The 20,555-nt window shown below is 63.0% G+C and carries 11 protein-coding genes; 9 read left to right on the top strand and 2 right to left on the bottom strand.

Features of this window, described 5'->3' with window-relative positions:
- Both BUC04_RS15505 and BUC04_RS15500 read right to left on the bottom strand, forming a co-directional pair.
- Entirely contained in the window at nucleotides 1–2,082 is a 2,082-nt protein-coding gene (locus tag BUC04_RS15505; protein WP_067665032.1) for a sensor histidine kinase, read from the bottom strand.
- Nucleotides 2,082–3,446, bottom strand: coding sequence for a sigma-54-dependent transcriptional regulator (locus tag BUC04_RS15500; RefSeq protein ID WP_067665035.1), 1,365 nt, complete (start codon nucleotides 3,444–3,446; stop codon nucleotides 2,082–2,084). The genes BUC04_RS15505 and BUC04_RS15500 overlap by 1 nt, the downstream gene beginning before the upstream one ends.
- A gap of 215 nt (nucleotides 3,447–3,661) precedes the next feature.
- Here BUC04_RS15500 and BUC04_RS15495 point away from each other — a divergent pair, with 215 nt between their 5' ends.
- From BUC04_RS15495 to BUC04_RS15455, 9 genes are all read left to right on the top strand, one after another.
- Entirely contained in the window at nucleotides 3,662–4,468 is an 807-nt protein-coding gene (locus tag BUC04_RS15495) for an ABC transporter substrate-binding protein (protein ID WP_067665038.1), read from the top strand.
- Nucleotides 4,469–4,470: 2 nt separating this feature from the next.
- Complete coding sequence (locus BUC04_RS15490) at nucleotides 4,471–5,181, top strand: ABC transporter permease (protein WP_067665040.1); 711 nt, start codon at nucleotides 4,471–4,473, stop codon at nucleotides 5,179–5,181.
- Between the two features lie 3 nt (nucleotides 5,182–5,184).
- Nucleotides 5,185–5,829: an ABC transporter ATP-binding protein gene (locus BUC04_RS15485; RefSeq protein WP_067665043.1), complete on the top strand. Its 645-nt coding sequence runs from the start codon at nucleotides 5,185–5,187 to the stop codon at nucleotides 5,827–5,829.
- Nucleotides 5,826–6,428: a molybdenum cofactor guanylyltransferase MobA gene (gene mobA, locus BUC04_RS15480; protein WP_143165749.1), complete on the top strand. Its 603-nt coding sequence runs from the start codon at nucleotides 5,826–5,828 to the stop codon at nucleotides 6,426–6,428. Before BUC04_RS15485 ends, mobA begins: the two co-directional genes overlap by 4 nt.
- 8 nt (nucleotides 6,429–6,436) lie before the next feature.
- A complete protein-coding gene (locus tag BUC04_RS15475; protein WP_067665049.1) occupies nucleotides 6,437–8,233 on the top strand; it encodes a bifunctional molybdopterin-guanine dinucleotide biosynthesis adaptor protein MobB/molybdopterin molybdotransferase MoeA in 1,797 nt (598 codons plus the stop codon).
- Between the two features lie 9 nt (nucleotides 8,234–8,242).
- Entirely contained in the window at nucleotides 8,243–9,232 is a 990-nt protein-coding gene (gene moaA / locus BUC04_RS15470) for a GTP 3',8-cyclase MoaA (protein ID WP_200804700.1), read from the top strand.
- Nucleotides 9,233–9,584: 352 nt separating this feature from the next.
- Complete coding sequence (locus tag BUC04_RS15465; protein WP_073325984.1) at nucleotides 9,585–17,054, top strand: VCBS domain-containing protein; 7,470 nt, start codon at nucleotides 9,585–9,587, stop codon at nucleotides 17,052–17,054.
- A 9-nt stretch (nucleotides 17,055–17,063) separates the two neighbouring features.
- Entirely contained in the window at nucleotides 17,064–19,196 is a 2,133-nt protein-coding gene (locus tag BUC04_RS15460) for a type I secretion system permease/ATPase (protein WP_067659400.1), read from the top strand.
- Nucleotides 19,193–20,545 (top strand): HlyD family type I secretion periplasmic adaptor subunit, encoded by a 1,353-nt coding sequence (locus BUC04_RS15455; RefSeq protein WP_067659403.1) that lies wholly within the window; start codon nucleotides 19,193–19,195, stop codon nucleotides 20,543–20,545. The genes BUC04_RS15460 and BUC04_RS15455 overlap by 4 nt, the downstream gene beginning before the upstream one ends.
- Nucleotides 20,546–20,555 lie beyond the last annotated feature (10 nt).

Raw genomic sequence — 20,555 nt, 5'->3', positions numbered from 1 at the left:
CTACTGCAGGGTGATCGGCAGCGGCGCCGACTCGCCATCCATTGCCGGGCTTTGCAGCGGCAGGCGAATGGTGAAGGTGGAACCCACGTTAGGCTGGGACTCCAGCTCCATCACCCCACCGAAGCGGCGGATGATGCCGTAGCTCAGCGATAACCCCAGCCCGGTCCCCTGTTTGCGGGTGGTGAAGAAGGGATCGAAGATGCGGGTCTGCAGCTCGGGGGGAATACCGATGCCGTCGTCAGAGACGGAGATCCACACCCCCTTGAGTTGGCCCTGCTCCTGCCAGTTGCCGCTGCGTACCCGCACCTGGCCCTGTCCGTCCATGGCGTGGGCGGCATTCACCACCAGGTTGATCAGCACCTGCAGCAGCTGCTGGCGATTGACCTCCACCAGTTGATCCGCCTCCAGCTCCAGGTCCACCGCCACCGACTGCTTGCGCAGGGAGTGGCGCACCAGCACCAGCATCTCCTCAACGATGGGGTTCACCGTCTGGCGCTTGAGTGGCATGTTGAGATCCCCCGGCCGTGCGTACTGCAGCAGCGACTGGATGATCTCCTTGATGCGTTGCACCTGCTGGAAGATCAGCTCAATCTCATCATCGATGCTGTCGGCCTGATCCCCCAACTCGAGCTTGATCAGCTCCATGTTGCCTAGGATCACCGCGGTGGGGTTGTTGATCTCGTGAGCGATGCCGGCGGTCATCTCCCCCAGCGCCACCAGCTTTTCATTGGTCACCATCTGCTGACGGGTCTCGTTGAGCAGCTCGATGTTGCGCTTCAACTCCTGGGTGCGGCGCTTGAGGATCTCGGTGCGCTGCTCCACCTTCTGCTCCAACTGGTCGTTGGCCAGCTGGATCTGGCGGTTGCGCTCCTGCAGCTGGTCCAGCATGCGGTCAAACTGGTGACCCAGCTGGGCCAGTTCGTTGGACGGGTCCAGCCCCAGATCGCCGATGCGGCCATCGTGGCCCAGCTGAACATCCCGCACCACCGAATGGATGCGATCGATGGGCTTGAGCAGGCCGGCGGCGCCGTAAAACACCGCCAGGCCGGAGCCGAGCATCACCAGCAACAGGATGGTGCCCAGCTCAACGATGTTCATCAGGTAATTGTGAACAAAGGGCGCCTCGGTAAAGCCGGTGTAGATCATGCCGATGCGGTCACCATTGATGTCAGTCAGTGGCGCATAGGCGGAGATGTACCAATCGTTGTAGACGAAGGCCCGATCTACCCACATCTCGCCCTGCTCCAGTACCTTGAGCCGCACCTGCTCCGACACCAATGTGCCGATGGCGCGGCCATAGCCGTCGTCGGAGGGGACATTGGTGCTGATCCGCACGTTATCCAGGAACAGGGTCACGGTGCCGCGAGTGCGGGCCGGCAGGGTGCCATCGGCATAGGTCAGCTCGCGGATCCCATCCACCAGATCGGTGTTGTGGTTAAGCAGCACACCGCCATCGAGGAAGCCGACCCGGCGGCCGTCCGGGGCCCGAACCTCCACCAGCGAGCGTCCCACCAAGCCGCGTTGTTCGAAGCCCTTCATCGGCAGCATCGCCATCGGGGTCGGCTGCAGCGGCATGCTGGCTTCCCGCGCCAGCACCGGGCTTATCTGCAGCATCTGCTGGCGACTGAGCACTTGCAAACTGGAGCGCCCCCACTGGTTGGACTCCGGGATCAGCGGCCGCAACTGGGGATCGCTTTGCGCCTGCTCCAGGCTGACCAGGCGCAGGAACTGTAGACCCAGCTGCTCACGATTACGCTCCAGCAGGCGATCCATCGAGCGGTCGGAATAGGTCAGGCTCTGGATCAGGCGGGTGAACTCCCAGGCATGCTGCAGCTGACGCAAGGCAAGCTGCTGGTTCTCCGCTTCGTTGGAGAGCACCCCCTGAGCCACCGCCAGATCGCTGCGTACCTTCATGAACAGCTGGTTGCCGGTGTAGGTGACGTTCCAGTAGATGGTGATGAACACCAGGCTGGCCAGGGTAACCAGCACCGGCAGCAGCATCAGCACCAACAAACGGTAGCGGACGGTGCTGGTCAGGACCCGTACATCGTTACGGAACTGACGACGCCAACGACCCAGCATTACTCGCTCAGACCCCACTCTTTGAATTTACGGTCGAGGGTCTTGCGAGACACCCCGAGCACCCGCGCGGCGGCGGATTTGTTGCCCTGTTGCTCCTCGACCACCTTGAGCACGTGCAGCCGCTCCACCTCTTTGAGCGCCATCTCCACCGGGTAGCCCTCACCGCCGGCCATGGCCGGGGCGTCATTGGCTTCCTGGCTGCGCCAGTACTCCGCCGGTGGCTTACCCAGCAGCAAGCAGCGCTCCACCAGGTTGCGCAGCTCACGGATGTTGCCGGGCCAGTCGTAGTTCTGCATCACCTGCAGATCCTCGTGGCTCCAGGCCACCTCCCGTACCCCCAGTTCCGCCGCCAGTTGACGGGTAAAGTGGTGCACCAGATCGACCACGTCATCGGGCCGCTCACGCAGTGCGGGGATGGTGATGTTTAGCACGTTGAGACGGTAGTAGAGATCGCGACGGAATCGACCAGCGTCCACCTCCGCCAACAGCTCGCGGTTGGTGGCCGCCACCACCCGCACGTCCACCGGCAGCTCCTTCTCCGAGCCGACCGGACGGATGGTGCGCTGCTCCAGCACCCGCAGCAGGGCGGTCTGCATCTGCAGCGGCATCTCGCCGATCTCATCGAGGAAGATGGTGCCGCCGTTGGCAAAGCTGAACAGCCCCTCCCGGGCCCCGCGGGCGCCGGTGAAGGCCCCGGCCACATGGCCAAACAGCTCGCTCTCCAGCAGCTCGGGAGCGATGGAGCCACAGTTGACCGCCACAAAGGAACCGCTGCGGCCGGACAGCTGGTGCAGCGAACGGGCCACCAGCTCCTTGCCGGTGCCGGATTCCCCCTCGATCAACACCACCGAGTTGGTGGGGGCGACCCGACGGATCACCTCCTTCACCTCCATCAGGTTGGCGCTGTTGCCGATGATGGTATTGGGGTGGCTGTGGGCCATCTCCCGTCGCAGCATCAGGTTCTCGCGCCGCAGCAGGCGACGCTCGATGCAGCGATCCACCGATTGCATCATCTGCTCCAGCCGGAACGGCTTGAGGATGAAGTCGGCGGCGCCAGCGCGCAGCGCCCGGATGGCGGTGTCCATGTCGGCAAAGCCGGTCATGAAGATCACGTCAGAGCGGCGGGTATCCAGATCGAGGGCCTCATGCCATTCGATACCGTCACGCCCAGGCAGACTGATGTCGACAATCAGCAGGTCGAAATGGCAACGGCTGCGCAGCTGCTCCGCCTCCTCCACACTGCCGGCCACCTCGACCAGGGTAAAGCGACGGGCCAGCGCCTTCTTAAGGAAGGAGCGCATGCCGGATTCATCGTCTACCACCAGCACCGACATGGCCGTGGGGTTTTGAAAGGTCTCTGACATAGGAGTGGGTTACCCAAATGGTCTTATGGTTGGGCCAAAATGTCCGTACCCCGGTCATTTTGGCTATCGGCCTGTGTAAGGTGAGTCATTCTGACCCAGTTTTCCACCCAAAAAACGTGATTGAGTGCAAAAAAAGACGGTGAATGAACATGTGGTATCGAAATTGCACATGGGCGACATCCCTCTGATGTTGATTCACGCTAAGGAACGCAGAGATGAAAACCTTGCTAAAAGCCGCCCTGCTGGCCCTCGTACTGCCCACCCTGGTGCAGGCGGCCGACGACAAGATCGTCCGACTGGCCACCACGACCAGTACGGACAACACCGGCTTGCTGGCCTACCTGCTGCCGGAGTTTGAGCGCCAAAGCGGCTACCAGGTCCAGGTGATCGCCACCGGCACCGGCAAGGCGCTGCGTCATGGCCGCAACGGTGATGTGGACGTGGTGATGACCCACGCCCCTGAGGCTGAGGCCCAGTTTGTTGCCGATGGCTTTGGTCGCATCCCGCGCTACCTGATGATGAACGACTTCGTGCTGCTGGGGCCGGCCAGCGATCCGGCCCAGGTTAAGCAGGCGCCCTCGCTGGAGCAGGCGCTGCAAAGCATTGCCCGCAACCAGGCCCATTTCGTTTCCCGTGGCGACGACTCCGGTACTCACATGAAAGAGATGGCGCTGTGGCAAGCGGCCGAGGTGGAACCGAACTTTTCCGGTTACGCCGCCATCGGCCAGGGCATGGGCCCTGCCCTGCTGACCGCCAACGAGATGCGCGGCTACCTTCTGTCGGACCGCGGCACCTACCTGGCCTTCATCAACCGGCTCGATCTCGAGGTGGTGTACGAGGGCGCCGATAACCTGGCCAACCCCTACCAGATCATCCTGATCAACGAGACCAAGTACCCGGATCTGAACCACCGCGGCGCCCAGGCGCTGAGCGACTGGCTGGTCAGCGAGCAGGGTCAGTCCCTGATCGACCAGTTCCGCGTCAACGGCAAGCAACTGTTTCACGCCACCTATAAGAGATAAGAATGAACGAAGGCATCCTCGCCACCGTGCAGCAGGGCCTGGCCCTGCTGCTGACCTTTGACCCCGATGTTTGGACCATCATCGCCGTCTCCTTTAGCGTTTCCGTTAAAGCGCTGCTGCTGGTGCTGCCCTTTACTATTGCCCTGGGCTTTGCCCTGGCCGTCGGCCGCTTCCCCGGCCGCTGGTTTACTATCTCCATGTTTCAGACCCTGCAGGCGATCCCCACGGTGGTGGTCGGCCTGGCGGTCTACCTGATGCTTTATCGCCAGGGGCCGTTGGGGGATCTGCGCTGGCTGTTCAGCCAGAACGCCATGGTGCTGGCGCAGATGCTGCTGGCCATCCCGGTGCTGGTCTCCCTCAGCTACGGTGCCTTTGCCAGCGGCGACTGGCGCGCCTGGGAAACCGCCCGCACCCTGGGTGCCAACCGGTTGCAGGCCTTCTTCGTGTTTTGCCACGAACTGCGCGCGCCGCTGCTGGTGGCCGTGATCGCCGCCTTTAGCCGTATCATCACTGAGGTGGGGGCATCGATGCTGGTGGGCGGCAACATCCAGAATGTCACCCGCAACATCCCCACCGCTATTGCGCTGGAAACCAGCAAGGGCGAGTTTGCCCAGGCCGTTGCCCTGGGCACGGTGCTGCTGGTACTGGCCCTGATTTTGAATTTCTCCCTGGGCAGCTTACGCAGCCGTCAGGAAGGCTTGCGTCGAGGTTAACCCATGTTGCTGACCGCCACCGCGCTGGAGAAGCGCTTCGAAGACCGTCTGCTGTTCCGTATCCCGCAACTGTCGGTGTCCGCCGGCGAGGCGATCTGGCTCAAGGGCAAGAACGGCACCGGCAAAACCACCCTGCTCAAGACCCTGTCTGGCCTGATCAAGCCCAGTCGGGGCCAGGTTCGCCTGGGCGACAACAAGGTTGAGCTGGGCCAGATTGTCTACCTGCATCAAAGCCCCTACCTGTTTGACCGCACCGTGATTGAAAACCTGCGGTTTGGCCTCAAACACCGTCGCCTGACCTCAGTGGCCAAGGAGGAGCGGGTGCGCAAAGCGCTGCAGTTGGCCCACCTGGAACACCTGCAGGACCGCCCTGCCCAGGTGCTGTCCGGCGGCGAGCGTCAGCGCCTGGCGCTGGCGCGGGCCTGGGTGCTTGACCCACAATTCCTGCTGCTGGATGAACCCACCGCCAACCTGGATCCCGAATCCATCGAGTTGATCACCCAGATGGTGATCGAGCTTAACGCCCAGGGTTGTGGCGTGGTGCTGGTCAGCCACCAGCACACCGAGCTGACCGCTTTATGTCGGCAAGTCTGGACCTTACAGGACCAACAGTTGCACCAACCCCATCAACAGGACCAATGCGCATGAAGGCAGATACCACTCTGGCCATCCTCGCCGGGGGACGGGCCAGCCGAATGGATGGCAAAGATAAGGGGTTGATCACGGTCGCCGGCCGCCCCATGGTGCAGCATGTGCTCTCTCGGGTACGACCCGAAGGCATGGCCACCCTGATCATCGCCAACCGCAACCAGGACGCCTATCGGGCCCTGGGGTTTCCGGTCTTTGGCGATGAGCGGGCAGACTACCCCGGGCCGATGGCCGGGATGGAAGTGGCCCTGCAGCAGGCCGAGACCCCCTTCGTGGTGGTCTGCCCCTGTGACACTCCGAGGCTGCCGCCGGATCTGATCGAGCGCTTGCACCAAACCCAGCAGGCGCAGCAGGCCGACGTGGTGGTGGCCAACGACGGCGAGTGGGATCACCCGGTGATCCTGCTGCTGAAACGCGAGCTGCTGCCCTCGATGCAAGCCTTCCTGAGCAGTGGTGAACGCAAGATCGCCGTCTGGTACCGTCAGCACACGCTGGCACGCTGTACCTTTAGCGGCCAAGCCAACGACTTCGCCAACATTAATACGCCAGAGCAGTGCCAGCAGATGGAACAGGCCCTGGCCAACAACGATCCGCTGTGAGAACCGCCATGACCCTGAATGAATTATTGGCCGATTGCCGCGTCCCGGTGCTGGGCCTGTGTGCCTACAGTGGCACCGGCAAGACCACGCTGCTGCGCAAGCTGATCCCCGAATTGAACCAGCGCGGTGTCCGCCTGGCGATGCTCAAGCACGCCCACTGTAACTTCGAGGTGGATAAGCCCGGCAAGGACAGCTACGAGCTGCGCAAGGCCGGCGCCGATCAGATGCTGATCGCCTCCTCTAAGCGACGCGCCCTGATGATGGAGCGCCCGGTGGAGGGCGACCCGGAGCTCAAGGAGCTGCTGGGCTTGGTCGACCAGAGCCGGGTCGATCTTATCCTGGTGGAGGGCTTTAAGAAGCTGCCCCTGCCCAAGCTGGAGCTGCACCGGGCCGAGGTGGGCAAGCCCTTTGTCTTCACCGACGACCCGCTGATCCAGGGCATCGCCTGCGATGAAGCCACCCAGCTGCCCGACTCCTGCACCCTGCCGCAACTGGACATCAACGACGTCGCCGCCATTGCCGACTTCGTTCAGGGCTTCATGGCCCGCTGGCAGCCGGTGGCGCTGACGCCGCTGGGGCCCAGCTGCGATGACACCGAGCGCAAGCAGCTGTCGGTGCAACAGGGCCTGGATCGCATCCTGGCGATGGCAAACCCCATCACTGAACAACAGGCGGTCAGCCTGATCGACAGCCTCAACCGGGTGCTGGCCGAGGAGACCGTCTCCCCCATCAACGTGCCGCAGCACACCAACTCGGCGATGGATGGCTACGGCTTTGCCTACGATCCCACCTGCGAGCAGTACCGCGTGGTGGCCGAGGTTTTTGCCGGCTACCACTACCCGGAACCGCTGCAGCCCGGCGAAGCGGTTAAGATCATGACCGGCGCACCCATGCCCGCCGGCGCCGACACCGTGGTCATGCGTGAACTGGCCCAGCAAGAGGGTGACCAGGTACGCTTCGAAGGCCCCATCGAGCCAGGCCAGAATGTTCGCCAGGCAGGGGAAGACATCGCCCTGGGTGCCACCGCGTTGCCGGCAGGCAAGCGCATCGGCGCCGCGGAGCTGGGTCTGTTAGCCTCACTGGGGCTGGGTCAGCCCAAGGTGCTGCGTCGCCCCAAGGTGGCGATCTTCTCCACCGGTGACGAAGTCTGTGCACCGGACCAACCGCTCAAGCCCAACTGCATCTTCGACTCCAATCGCTTCACCCTGCACGGCATGCTGACCAAGCTCGGCTGTGAGATCATCGATCTGGGGATCATCGAAGACAACGAGGCGGCCATGGTCCACGCCCTGGAGCAGGCCGCGGCGCAAGCGGATGTGGTGCTGACCTCAGGCGGTGTTTCCGTTGGCGACGCCGACTTTATCAAGGGCGCCCTGGCCAAGCTGGGCCAGATCGATTTTTGGAAGATCGCTCAGCGGCCGGGCCGCCCCCTGGCCTTTGGCACCCTGGGCGACACCCTGTTCTTCGGCCTGCCGGGTAACCCGGTTGCGGTGATGGTCTCCTTTATGCAGTTTGTCCAGCCGACCCTGCGCAAGCTGGCCGGTGAGCGTGACTGGCAGCCGCAGAGACTGCGTGCCGTGGCGGGCGAGAGCCTGCGCAGCCGGGTTGGCCGCACCGAGTTTCTCCGTGGCGTTGCCCAACTGGGTGCCGTTGGCCAACTGCAGGTGGTCAGCACCGGTCACCAGGGCAGCGGTATGCTGGGCTCCATGTCCAAGGCCAACTGCCTGATCATCATCGAAGAGCCCCTGGCCCAAGTGCAGGCGGGTGAGTCGGTGTGGATCCAACCCTTCGCCGATCTGTTGTAAGGAAGAGTCATAATGGCACTGATTGATGGTTTCGGTCGTGAGATCAAATACCTTCGCTTATCTGTTACCGACCATTGCGATTTTCGCTGCGTCTACTGCATGGATGAGAACCCCACCTTCCTGCCCCGGGAGGAGGTTCTGTCCCTGGAGGAGCTGCACCTGATCGCCCAGGCCTTCACTGAGCTTGGGGTGAGCAAGATCCGGCTGACCGGGGGCGAGCCCCTGGTGAAGAGCAACCTGGACTTTCTGGTGAAGCAGTTGGCAGACCTGCCGGGTCTGAAGGATCTCTGCCTGACCACCAACGGTTCGCGCCTCAAGAAGTTTGCCCCCGCCCTGGCGGAGGCGGGCCTGAAGCGCATCAACATCAGCCTGGACACCCTGGATCCGGATCGCTTCAAAGCGGTGACCCGCAACGGCAAGCTGGAGCGGGTATTGGCGGGGATCGACGCCGCCATCGAGGCCGGCTTTGAACGGATCAAGCTCAATACCGTGGCGATGAAGGGCAACAATGACGACGAGGTGCTGGACCTGGTCAACTTCGCCCGGGACAAGGGCGTGGACATCAGCTTCATCGAGGAGATGCCACTGGGCCTGCTGTCGGACGACCGACGCAAGCACTCGATGCTGACCAGCGCCGAGGTGCGCCGCCTGATTGAAGCTGAGCATGCGCTGATCCCCACCACCGAGAATACCGGCGGGCCGGCACGTTACTACCGGATGGAAGACAGCGACATCCGCATCGGCTTTATCAGCCCGCACAGTCACAACTTCTGCGATCAGTGCAACCGGGTTCGGGTGACCACCACCGGTGAGCTGCTGCTCTGCCTCGGCAACGAGAATTCGGTAGACCTGAAGGCGATCCTGCGACAAAACCCGGGTCAGCTGGCGCCGGTGAAGGAAGCTATCGTCAATGCCATGTCTCGCAAGCCGGAGATGCACCACTTCAGCGATGAAGGAGAAACACAGATCCTGCGCTTTATGAGCCATACCGGAGGCTAGTGCACTGGCCAACTCGGCATAGACCCGTCGATACTTTGAGTTTTATTCGCTTTGCCGCCCGAACGGCCTGCCCTGATGGTAGGCCGTTTTTTCATCCAGCGTAATTTTTATAAATGAACCAGATACACCCTATCTAGGCTTCTTTCGCACCATTCACCGCAATACCTGCCAAAACCTCGCAAAATCCCGTTCAAGCCCTCTCTATGTTGTGGTTTTTAAACCGTATTTCCACCCGTCAAAATGTTGGCATCAAGTTACCAGCCCGGTACCATATGGTTAATTCGGTCACGCTCGGCAGTTGAAATCGTGGCAGCAAATGCCCTCAGGAAGAGGCATAACGGGAGGGAGCACCGTGCAAGTTCAAACCATTCAACATAGCCTGACCATTCGCCAGATCCATGGAGCCGACTCGGTACGCGTTATCGCTGTCGACGGCACCGAATCCCTGCGCTTTGCCGGTGACCTGCTCAGCCCCGGCGAACAGGTTTACCTGGCAGACGGGGTTCAGCTGGAAACCGCCCAGCCCAACGCCCAAGGGACTGAAACCATCGACCCCGAAGTGGCGGCTCTGCAGCAACTGTTGATGCAGGGCGCTGATCTGGAAGAGCTGCCCGATACCGCCGCCGGCCAGGTGGGTGCCCAGGGCCAGGAAAGCTTCATTAAGGTTGATCGCAATGCTGTAGAAACCCAGACCCAAGGGGGCTACCAAACTGCCGCTGCCGACCCGACCGATGCCCTGAGCTTCCGCGACAGCGGTGCCCCGCTGCTTGGCCCGGATGCCGACATCGCCCCCATCATCAGCGCTGGTGAAGGGGCCGTGATTGAAGACACTCTGCTCACCGCGGATGGACAGCTCAGCGCCAACGATTCGGACAACCCGGACTTGGCCTTCGTCGCCGACACCCTGGCCGGCAGCTACGGCAGCCTGACTGTCGATGCCAACGGCAACTGGACCTACACCCTGGCCCAGAACGCCACCGTCGATGCCCTTACCGACGGTGAGCAGGTCACCGACGTCATCACCGTCACCCTCACCGACGGCTCTGAAACCCAGGTCACCATCACCGTCACCGGCACCGACGATGCCCCGGTGATCTCCGAAGACACCGGCTCGGTCACCGAAGACACGGATCTGGTTGCCACCGGCACCCTGACAGCCACCGACTCCGACAACCCGGACCTGGCCTTCGTCGCCGACACGATTGCCGGCAGCTATGGCTCCCTGACCGTCGATGCCAACGGCAACTGGACCTACACCCTGGCCCAGAACGCCACCGTCGATGCCCTCATCGACGGTGAGCAGGTCACCGATGTTATTACGGTCACCTTGAATGACGGCTCCGAAACCCAGGTCACCATCACCGTCACCGGCACCGACGATGCCCCGGTGATCTCCGAAGACATCGGCTCGGTGACCGAAGACACGGCGCTGACCGCCGAAGGTCAGCTCACTGCCACCGACGCCGACAACCCGGATCTGGCCTTTGTGGCTGATACCCTCTCCGGCAGCTATGGCAGCCTGACCGTCGATGCCCAAGGCAACTGGACCTACACCCTGGCGCAGAACGCCACCGTCGACGCCCTTACCGACGGTGAGCAGGTCACCGATGTCATTACTGTCACCCTCACCGACGGCTCCGAAACCCAGGTCACCATCACCGTCACCGGCACCGACGATGCCCCTGTAATCTCTGAGGACAGCGGCAGCGTCACCGAAGACACCGACCTCATCGCCGAAGGTCAGCTCACCGCCACCGATGCGGACAACCCGGACCTGGCCTTCGTCGCCGACACCCTCGCCGGCAGCTATGGCTCCCTATCCGTCGATGCCAACGGCAACTGGACCTACACCTTGGCGCAAAACGCCACCGTCGATGCCCTCACCGACGGCGAGCAAGTGACCGACGTCATCACCGTCACCCTCACCGACGGCTCTGAAACCCAGGTCACCATCACCGTCACCGGCACCGACGATGCCCCGGTGATCTCTGAGGACAGCGGCTCGGTCACCGAGGACACAGTGCTGACCGCAGAAGGTCAGCTCACCGCCACCGATGCGGATAACCCGGATCTGGCCTTTGTCGCCGACACCCTGGCCGGCAGCTACGGTTCGCTGGTGGTGGATGCTAACGGCAACTGGACCTACACCCTGGCGCAGAACGCCACCGTCGATGCGCTGACCGACGGCGAGCAGGTCACCGATGTCATCACCGTGACCCTGACCGACGGCTCCGAAACCCAGGTCACCATCACCGTCACTGGCACCGACGATGCCCCGGTCATCTCTGAGGACAGCGGCAGCGTCACCGAAGACACGGTGCTGACCGCCGACGGTCAGCTCACTGCCACCGACGCCGACAACCCGGATCTGGCCTTCGTCGCCGATACCCTGACCGGCAGCTATGGCTCACTGGTGGTGGATGCCAGCGGCAACTGGACCTACACCTTGGCGCAGAACGCCACGGTCGATGCCCTCACCGACGGCGAACAGGTCACCGACGTCATCACCGTTACCCTCACCGATGGCTCACAAACCCAGGTCACCATCACCGTCACCGGTACCGACGATGCGCCAGTGATCTCCGAGGACAGCGGTTCGGTTACTGAAGACACTGTGCTGACCGCGGAAGGTCAGCTCAGCGCCACCGACGCCGACAACCCGGATCTGGCCTTCGTCGCCGACACCCTGGCCGGCAGCTACGGCAGCCTGACCCTGGATGCCAACGGCAACTGGACCTACACCCTGGCCCAGAACGCCACCGTCGATGCCCTCACCGACGGCGAGCAGGTGACTGATGTCATCACCGTCACCCTCACCGACGGCTCCCAGACCCAGGTCACCATCACCGTCACCGGCACCGACGATGCCCCGGTGATCTCCCAAGACACCGGCTCGGTCACCGAGGACACGGTACTGACCGCGGAAGGTCAGCTGACTGCCACCGACGCGGATAACCCGGATCTGGCCTTCGTCGCTGATACTCTGGCCGGCAGCTACGGCTCGCTGGTGGTGGATGCTCAAGGCAACTGGACCTACACCCTGGCGCAGAACGCCACCGTCGATGCGCTGACTGACGGCGAGCAAGTGACCGACGTCATCACCGTCACCCTCACCGACGGCTCCGAAACCCAGGTCACCATCACCGTCACCGGCACCGACGATGCCCCGGTCATCTCCGAAGACAGCGGCAGCGTCACCGAGGACACCGTGCTGACTGCCGAAGGTCAGCTGACTGCCACCGATGCGGATAACCCAGATTTGGCCTTCGTCGCCGACACCCTGGCCGGCAGCTACGGCTCGCTGGTAGTGGACGCCAACGGCAACTGGACCTACACCCTGGCCCAGAACGCCACCATCGATGCCCTCACCGACGGCGAACAGGTGACTGATGTCATCACCGTCACTCTCACCGACGGCTCCGAAACCCAGGTCACCATCACCGTCACCGGCACCGACGATGCCCCGGTCATCTCCGAAGACAGCGGCAGCGTCACCGAGGACACCGTGCTGACTGCCGAAGGTCAGCTGACTGCCACCGATGCGGATAACCCAGATTTGGCCTTCGTCGCCGACACCCTGGCCGGCAGCTACGGCTCGCTGGTGGTCGATGCCAACGGCAACTGGACCTACACCCTGGCCCAGAACGCCACCGTCGATGCCCTCACCGACGGCGAGCAGGTGACTGATGTTATTACCGTGACCCTCACCGACGGCTCCCAGACCCAGGTCACCATTACGGTGACTGGCACCGACGATGCCCCGGTGATCTCCGAAGACAGCGGCAGCGTCACCGAGGACACGGTGCTGACCGCCGAAGGTCAGCTCAGCGCCACCGACGCCGACAACCCGGACCTGGCCTTCGTCGCCGACACGATTGCCGGCAGCTACGGCTCGCTGGTGGTGGACGCCAACGGCAACTGGACCTACACCCTGGCCCAGAACGCCACCGTGGACGCGCTGACCGACGGCGAGCAGGTCACTGACGTGATTACTGTCACCCTCACCGACGGCTCAGAAACCCAGGTCACCATCACCGTCACCGGCACCGACGATGCCCCGGTCATCTCTGAGGACAGTGGCAGCGTCACCGAAGACACGGTGCTGACCGCAGAAGGTCAGCTCACCGCCACCGATGCTGACAACCCGGACTTGGCCTTTGTGGCTGACACCCTGGCCGGCAGCTACGGCTCGCTGGTGGTGGATGCCAACGGCAACTGGACCTACACCCTGGCGCAGAACGCCACCGTCGATGCTCTCGCCGACGGCGAGCAGGTGACTGATGTTATTACCGTGACCCTCACCGACGGCTCCGAAACCCAGGTCACCATCACCGTGACTGGCACCGACGATGCCCCGGTGATTTCTGAGGACAGCGGTTCGGTTACCGAAGACACCGTGCTGACTGCCGACGGTCAGCTCACTGCCACCGACGCGGATAACCCGGATCTGGCCTTTGTCGCCGACACCCTGGCCGGCAGCTACGGCTCCCTGGTGGTGGATGCCCAGGGCAACTGGACCTACACCCTGGCCCAGAACGCCACCGTCGATGCCCTCGCCGACGGCGAGCAGGTGACTGATGTTATTACCGTGACCCTCACTGATGGTTCGGAAACCCAGGTCACCATCACCGTCACCGGTACCAACGATGCCCCCAGCATTTCTGCCGACAGCGGCAGCGTGACCGAAGACATCGATGTCAACAATGGCATGCTGGCCACCGGTGGCGATCTCAACCTGGTGCTCGGTGCCGACGACAGCAACACCACCCTGAGTTTCGAAGCCGACGGCGACGACTACCTGGGCACCTTCGTCGTCAATGACGACGGCAGCTGGAGCTTCAGCGTCGACAACAGCCTGGATGCCATCCAGCAACTGGGGCCGGACGACAGCCTGGTGCAGACCTACACGGTCACCGTTGACGATGGCCAGGGTGGCGTGCTCTCCCAGACCGTCACCGTAACCATCCAGGGCACCGGCGAGCTCGAGGGCGGCGATCTGGCGGGTATCACCCTGGATGATGCTGCCACCGAGGGCAATCAAACCGATACCCAGACCACCACCCTGACCTTCACCCTGGGTGTCTTTGCCATTGCGGCCTACGCCTTCGGCGATACCGATGGCATCCAGATCGATGGGCTGGACGGCAGCCTGAGCTGGCAGGTGGTCAGTGGTTCCCTGGTCGGCTACCTGGATGGCGATCTACAACAGCCGATGATCTCGCTGTCACTGCAGGATCTGGGGGATGGCAATGTCTCGGTCCAGGCCACCCTGATGGAGAACCTGCAACACCAGGTCGACCTGGATCAGCTCACTATCAGCGGCATTGAGGTGGTGGCCACCGATGCAGGCGGCAACAGCGCCAGTGGCCAGGTCAACCTGACCGTTCTGGATGACGGCATCAGTCTGGTGGCAGGGGATCTGCAAGGCGAGAACGCCGCCAATTATCATGGCGAGGGTACCCTCGAGCTTGAGGGCGTAGATCAAGGCTACAGCGCCGACTTCAACCCCACCATCGCCAAGTTGATGGGTGACAGCTACCAGGGCGAGGCCTTTACCGATTCCGGCCTGACCTCCAATGGCTACTCGGTGTTCTACTACGTCGACCCCGCCAACCCCGACGTGCTGATCGCCTACCTGGACACCAATGACGTTCCCAGCGCCTACCAGGGTGAAGATGGTGCCAATGGTCAGCAGCTGATCTTTACCCTGACCGCGGATCCCGACAACGGCAGCTACAGCATCGACGGTCATGTCAGCATCGACAGCCTCGAAACCATTGAGATTGCCGGTGTCGAAGGCGCTACCGGCGGCAATGGCCCCATCCTTTACATCGGCTACGACTCGACTACCGGCGCGTTCGATGTGGAATACAACGCCGCTGACATCGCCCCGAACTTTGAGCTGGCCTTTACCCTGACCGCACGCAGTAACGATGGCTCCGAGGGTAAGGTCAACGGCAACAACAACGGGGTTGGCATCGACAATGCCTTCATCCAGGACGATGAAGTTCTGATCGTCGATTATCAGCAGGATGTGGCCGCCACCAGCGTCAGCTTTGCCGGGGCCGACGAGATCGCCTACCGCGCCTTCGACGCCGACGGCAACCTGCTGGATGAGGGCACCATCCGCTCTGGCGAAGTCATTGAAAACGTCGGCAGCATTAGCTATATCGAGCTGATGAGCGCAGGCTCGGGCAGCGAGTTCCGCTTCCAGTTCTCCGGCACCTCGGCAGAAACCATCGTCAGCACCACCAAGGATGTGACACTGGACTTCACCCTGGGGGTCACCGACAGCGACGGTGATACGGTTGAAGATGACTTCACCATCGAACTGGCCGCCCCGGGTCCCGACAACCAGGGGGATGACATCATCCTGGGGGATGCCGGCGGTTCCGAACTGCAGGAGCAGCCCCTCGACTACAACTACGTCATCATGATCGACACCTCAGAGTCTCTCTACACCTGGGAACTGCAGGAGGTCAAAGCCGCGGTCACCAATATGCTTAACAGCATGAAGGACCACCCCGGCACCGTAACCGTTAAGCTGATCGGCTTTGCCAAAAACGTCGACGGCCAAAGTCAGGACACCTTTGACGTCACCGACCCTGACCAACTCGCTTCAGCGCAGGCGTTCGTCGAGGCCCTGTTCTCCCGCGGCGTCACCAACTACGAGGCGGCGTTCCAGGAGGCGATCGACTGGCTGCAGGGCGATGCCCCGGCGGCGGATGAAACCCACACCTTCCTGATCACCGACGGCATCCCCACCGCCAACCTCAGGGGGGATGACGCCAACGGCACGCAATCCGGCAATTCAGAGCGGGCGATCAAGCACCTGCTAGGTCAGGCCAACAACGACAGCCAGGATGAGGTCGCCCTGCTAAACAGCCTGTCCAACAGCCTTCGGGCCGTGGGCTTTGGCATGGACCCGGACCAGCTGCTCACCGATGCAGTAGACCTGACCGGCGATGGCCAACCAGACAACGTCACCACTCAGCTGCTGATGGATCACATCGACAGCAGCGGTGCGGCCCAACTGTTGGAGGGAAGCAACGGTCTCGACCAGACCCTGCAAAACCTGGTGGAGCTGACCCTGGATGGGGTAGGACGTCAGCTGCTGGATGGCGGTGCCGGCAACGACATCCTGTTTGGCGACAGCCCCAATACCGATGAGCTGGCGCAACAGCAGGGGCTGGATCTGCCCCCGGGCTCCGGCACCAAGGTGTTCGAGGCGCTGGAGCAGGACCCTGCCAACAACTGGAGTCGGGAAGACACCCTCAACTACGTCCGCACCCACCACCAGACCCTGTCTCAGGAGTCGGTGGACAGCGGTGGTCAGGGCCGGGACGGTGGCGATGACATCCTCTATGGCGGCGCAGGGGATGACATCCTCTATGGCCAGGAGGGCGATGATCTGCTGGTGGGTGGCTTGGGCTCCGATCTGCTCAGCGGCGGCAGCGGTGCTGACACCTTTGCCTGGCGCGATGGCGATGCCGACGGCAGCCTCGACACCGTGGTCGACTTCAGCCGCGCCGACGGTGACCGCCTCGACCTGTCCGATCTGCTGGTGGGTGAGGAGCAGGGGGATCTGACCGATTACCTCAACGTCTCCACCGACGGCACCGACACCACCATCGAGGTCACCCCCACCGGCGTGGGTGCCCCCAGCCTGACCATCGTGCTGGAGGGCAACCAGTACCAGGACCTGGACGCCCTGCTGCAGGATGGCGCCCTGGTGCTGGACAGCGCCCAGCCCAGTGCCAATAACGCTGCCGGGGGTCCCGCCATCGATGTGGCCCCGCAGCAAAACGAGCTGTTGCCGTAAGGAGCCGGTATGTCGGAGATCTCTCGTGCTGTCGACGCCACCCCGCCCAGCCCGCTACTGGACAACCTGATGTGGTTGGCCGGTCATTATGAGCTGGCGGTGAACCGGCATTCGGTCCAGGCAGCATTGCCCTGGGTCGACGGCGATCTCCCCCTGTCTCACCTGGAGCAGGCGGCTGCTCGCTGCGGCCTGACCTGTCGACGCCTGGTGATGGAACTGAGCCAACTGCCAGAGCAGGCCTTCCCCTGCTTGATCGCCCTGGCGGATGAGCCCCCAACCCTACTGCTGGGTCTGGACGAGGAGGAGGCCGAGCTACTGGAGCCCATCACCCAAACCCCTATCCGCCGCAGTCGCCGCGAGCTGGAGCGGGGCTTCCTCGGACAGGTGGTACTGCTCAGCCCTCAGCTGGCGGAGGACCCTCGCTTTACCCCGGAGCAAGCCGAGGAGAGCCAGGGACACTGGTTCTGGGGGCCGCTGCGCAAGGCGCGCACCCTGTACCGGGATATCCTGCTGGCATCGGTACTGATCAACCTGTTTGCCCTGGTCTCGCCGCTGTTCATCATGAACGTGTACGACCGGGTGGTCCCCAACCTGGCCTACGAATCACTCTGGGTACTGGCCGTCGGGGCCGGCATCGCCTTCGCCTTCGATCTGATGCTCAAACAGATCCGGGCAGTACTGATCGACTACGCCGGCAAGCGCACCGATCTGGAGGTTTCCCGCAGCCTGTTTGGCCGCATCCTGGGGATGCGGCTGCAGCATAGGCCCGCCTCCACCGGCGCCCTGGCCCGCCAGTTTGGCGAGTTTGACTCGGTCCGTGAGTTCATCGCCTCCTCCACCCTCACCACCCTGGTCGACCTACCCTTTTCCCTGCTGTTCCTGGCGATCATTGCCTGGGTCGCCGGCCCACTGGTGTGGCCGCCGATCATCGCCATCGGGGTGATGCTGGCGGTTACCCTGGCGCTGCAGCCCAAGCTGGCCCACGCCAGTCGGGAGGCACAGCGCTACGCCGATCTGCGCCATGCCCACCTGTACGAGTCCATCACCGGGCTGGAGACCATCAAGAGCGCCGGCGCCGAAGGCCCGATCCAGCACAGCTGGGAGAAGATGCAAGCCCACAGCGCCGACTGGCATACCAAGAGCCGCCAGCTGACCAACCTGGCCAGCCACAGCGCCAGCTTCACCGTACAGATCGCCACCCTGGCCGTGGTAGTGCTAGGGGTCTACAAGCTGGAAGAGGGGCTGATCTCCATGGGGGGGATCATCGCCGCGGTGATCCTCACCGGTCGGGCCATCAGCCCCATGGCCCAACTGATCGGCCTGATGAGTCGGGCCCACCACGTCAAAGGCACCCTGCACAGCCTTGACCAGTTGATGGCCCTGCCCCAGGACAGTGAGGCCGACGGCTACTACCCGGACCTGGGCCGCCTGCATGGCAAGATCCAGGTGGACGACCTGCACTTTCGCTTTGACCCCCAGGGCGATCCCATCCTCAAGGGGATCGACTTCCGCATCCAGCCCGGTGAGCGGGTGGCGCTGATTGGCCGCAACGGCTCGGGCAAATCCACCCTGGCCAAGCTATTGCTGGGTTTCCTCCAGCCCAGCCAGGGCCATCTGCGCTTTGATGGCCGCGATATCGGCCAGCTCCACACCGCCTTCTTGCGTCACCAGGTGGGCTATGTGCCCCAGGATGTACGGCTGTTCTACGGCACCATCCGCGACAACATCCTGCTGGGGGCGCGCCAGGTCAGCGACGCCCAGTTAAATCGGGCCGTCACCCTGTCCGGGGTCAGCCTGTTCACCGATCTGGATCCCCAGGGGTTGAACCGCCAGGTGGGCGAGTCCGGCATGGCCCTGTCGGCGGGCCAGCGCCAAGCGGTCGCCCTGGCCCGCGCCCTGCTCAACGATCCCTCCATCCTGGTACTGGATGAGCCCAGCGCCAGCCTGGATGCCCGGGCTGAGCTGCAACTGGTCCGCACCCTGCAGCAGTTGCCCAAGGACAAGACTCTGGTGTTGATCACCCATAAGCAGCCGCTGCTGGCCCTGAGTCAACGGCTGCTGGTGCTGGAGCGCGGCCGGCTGGTGGCCAACGGCCCCACCGAGCAGGTGATGGCCAAGCTCAAACAGGGAGGGGCTGAATGATGGCCAAGTACGACTGGCAAGACCCGCTGCTGTTTCACCCCCCCAGCTACCAGCGCAAACTGGTCTGGCTGCTGGCGGCGCTGATCGCCAGCCTGCTGCTGTGGGCCGGCTTGAGCCAGCTTGATGAGGTTACCCGCGGCCTGGGCAAGGTGATCCCCTCCTCTCAGGTACAGGTGATCCAGAGCCTGGACGGTGGGGTGATCGAGGCGATCCTGATCAGCGAAGGGATGGTGGTACAGGCCGGCGATCCGCTGCTGCGGATTGACGATACTCGCTTCCGCTCCGATCTGGCCCAACGGGAGCAGGAGAGCCTCAACCTGAGCCTGACCCGGGAGCGACTCAAGGCCCAGCTGGCCAGCGTCAGCGTGGCCAATGGCAGTGGCCCCCAGGTGTGGCAGCGCCAGGTCCAGATCCAGCCCCAGCAACTGCAGTTTGCCCAGGCGGAACAGGCACCCGAGCTGGTCGAACAGCAAAAGGCGGAATATCGCCACACCCTGAGCCAACTGGAAAACCGGATCCATATCGAGGCCCAGGCGATCCATAAAAAAGAGAACGAGCTCAAGGAGCTGGCCACCCGGATCCAGACCCTCAGTGCCAGCTACCAATTGATCATGCGCGAGCTGGAGATCACCAAGCCCCTGGCTGAGCGCGGTATCGTCTCCGAGGTGGAGCTGATCAAGCTGCAACGCCAGGCCAACGACGCCGAGGGCGAACTGGCCTCGCTGCGTCAGTTGCGCCCCTCGCTGCTGCTGGAACGGGATGAGGCGGTACTCAAACGCAGTGAGATCGCCCTCAACTTCATCAGCGAAAGCCAAAGTGAGCTGAACGAGATCAGTGCCCAGTTGGCACGGCTGAGCCAGGCCAATATCGGCGCCCAGGACAAGGTGGATCGCACCCTGATCGTCTCGCCGGTCAATGGCACGGTGAAATCCCTCAAGATCAACACCCTCGGTGGCGTAGTGCAGCCGGGGGAAGCACTGATCGAGATCGTTCCCTCCGAGGACCAGCTGCTGGTGGAGGCGCACATCGCCCCCAAGGACATCGCCTTCCTGCGTCCGGGCCTGCCGGCCACGGTCAAGGTGACCGCCTACGACTTCACCCGCTACGGCGGCCTGTCCGGCACGGTGGAGCACATCAGTGCCGACACCATCACAGACGACGAGGGCAACAGTTTTTACCTGGTGCGGATCCGCACCGACAGCAACCGCTTAGGTAAGGCGGAGGAACCCCTGCCCATCATCCCCGGCATGATCACCTCGGTGGACGTACTGACGGGACAAAAAAGCATCCTCGCTTACCTGCTTACCCCCTTGTTAAGGGCCAAAGAAAATGCGCTGCGAGAGCGCTGAGAACACATCA

This window comes from Ferrimonas marina (assembly GCF_900129905.1).
In the GTDB taxonomy this organism is placed as follows: domain Bacteria; phylum Pseudomonadota; class Gammaproteobacteria; order Enterobacterales; family Shewanellaceae; genus Ferrimonas; species Ferrimonas marina.
Note: the sequence above shows the minus strand (reverse complement) of the source record. Positions and strands in the feature narration are given on the sequence as shown.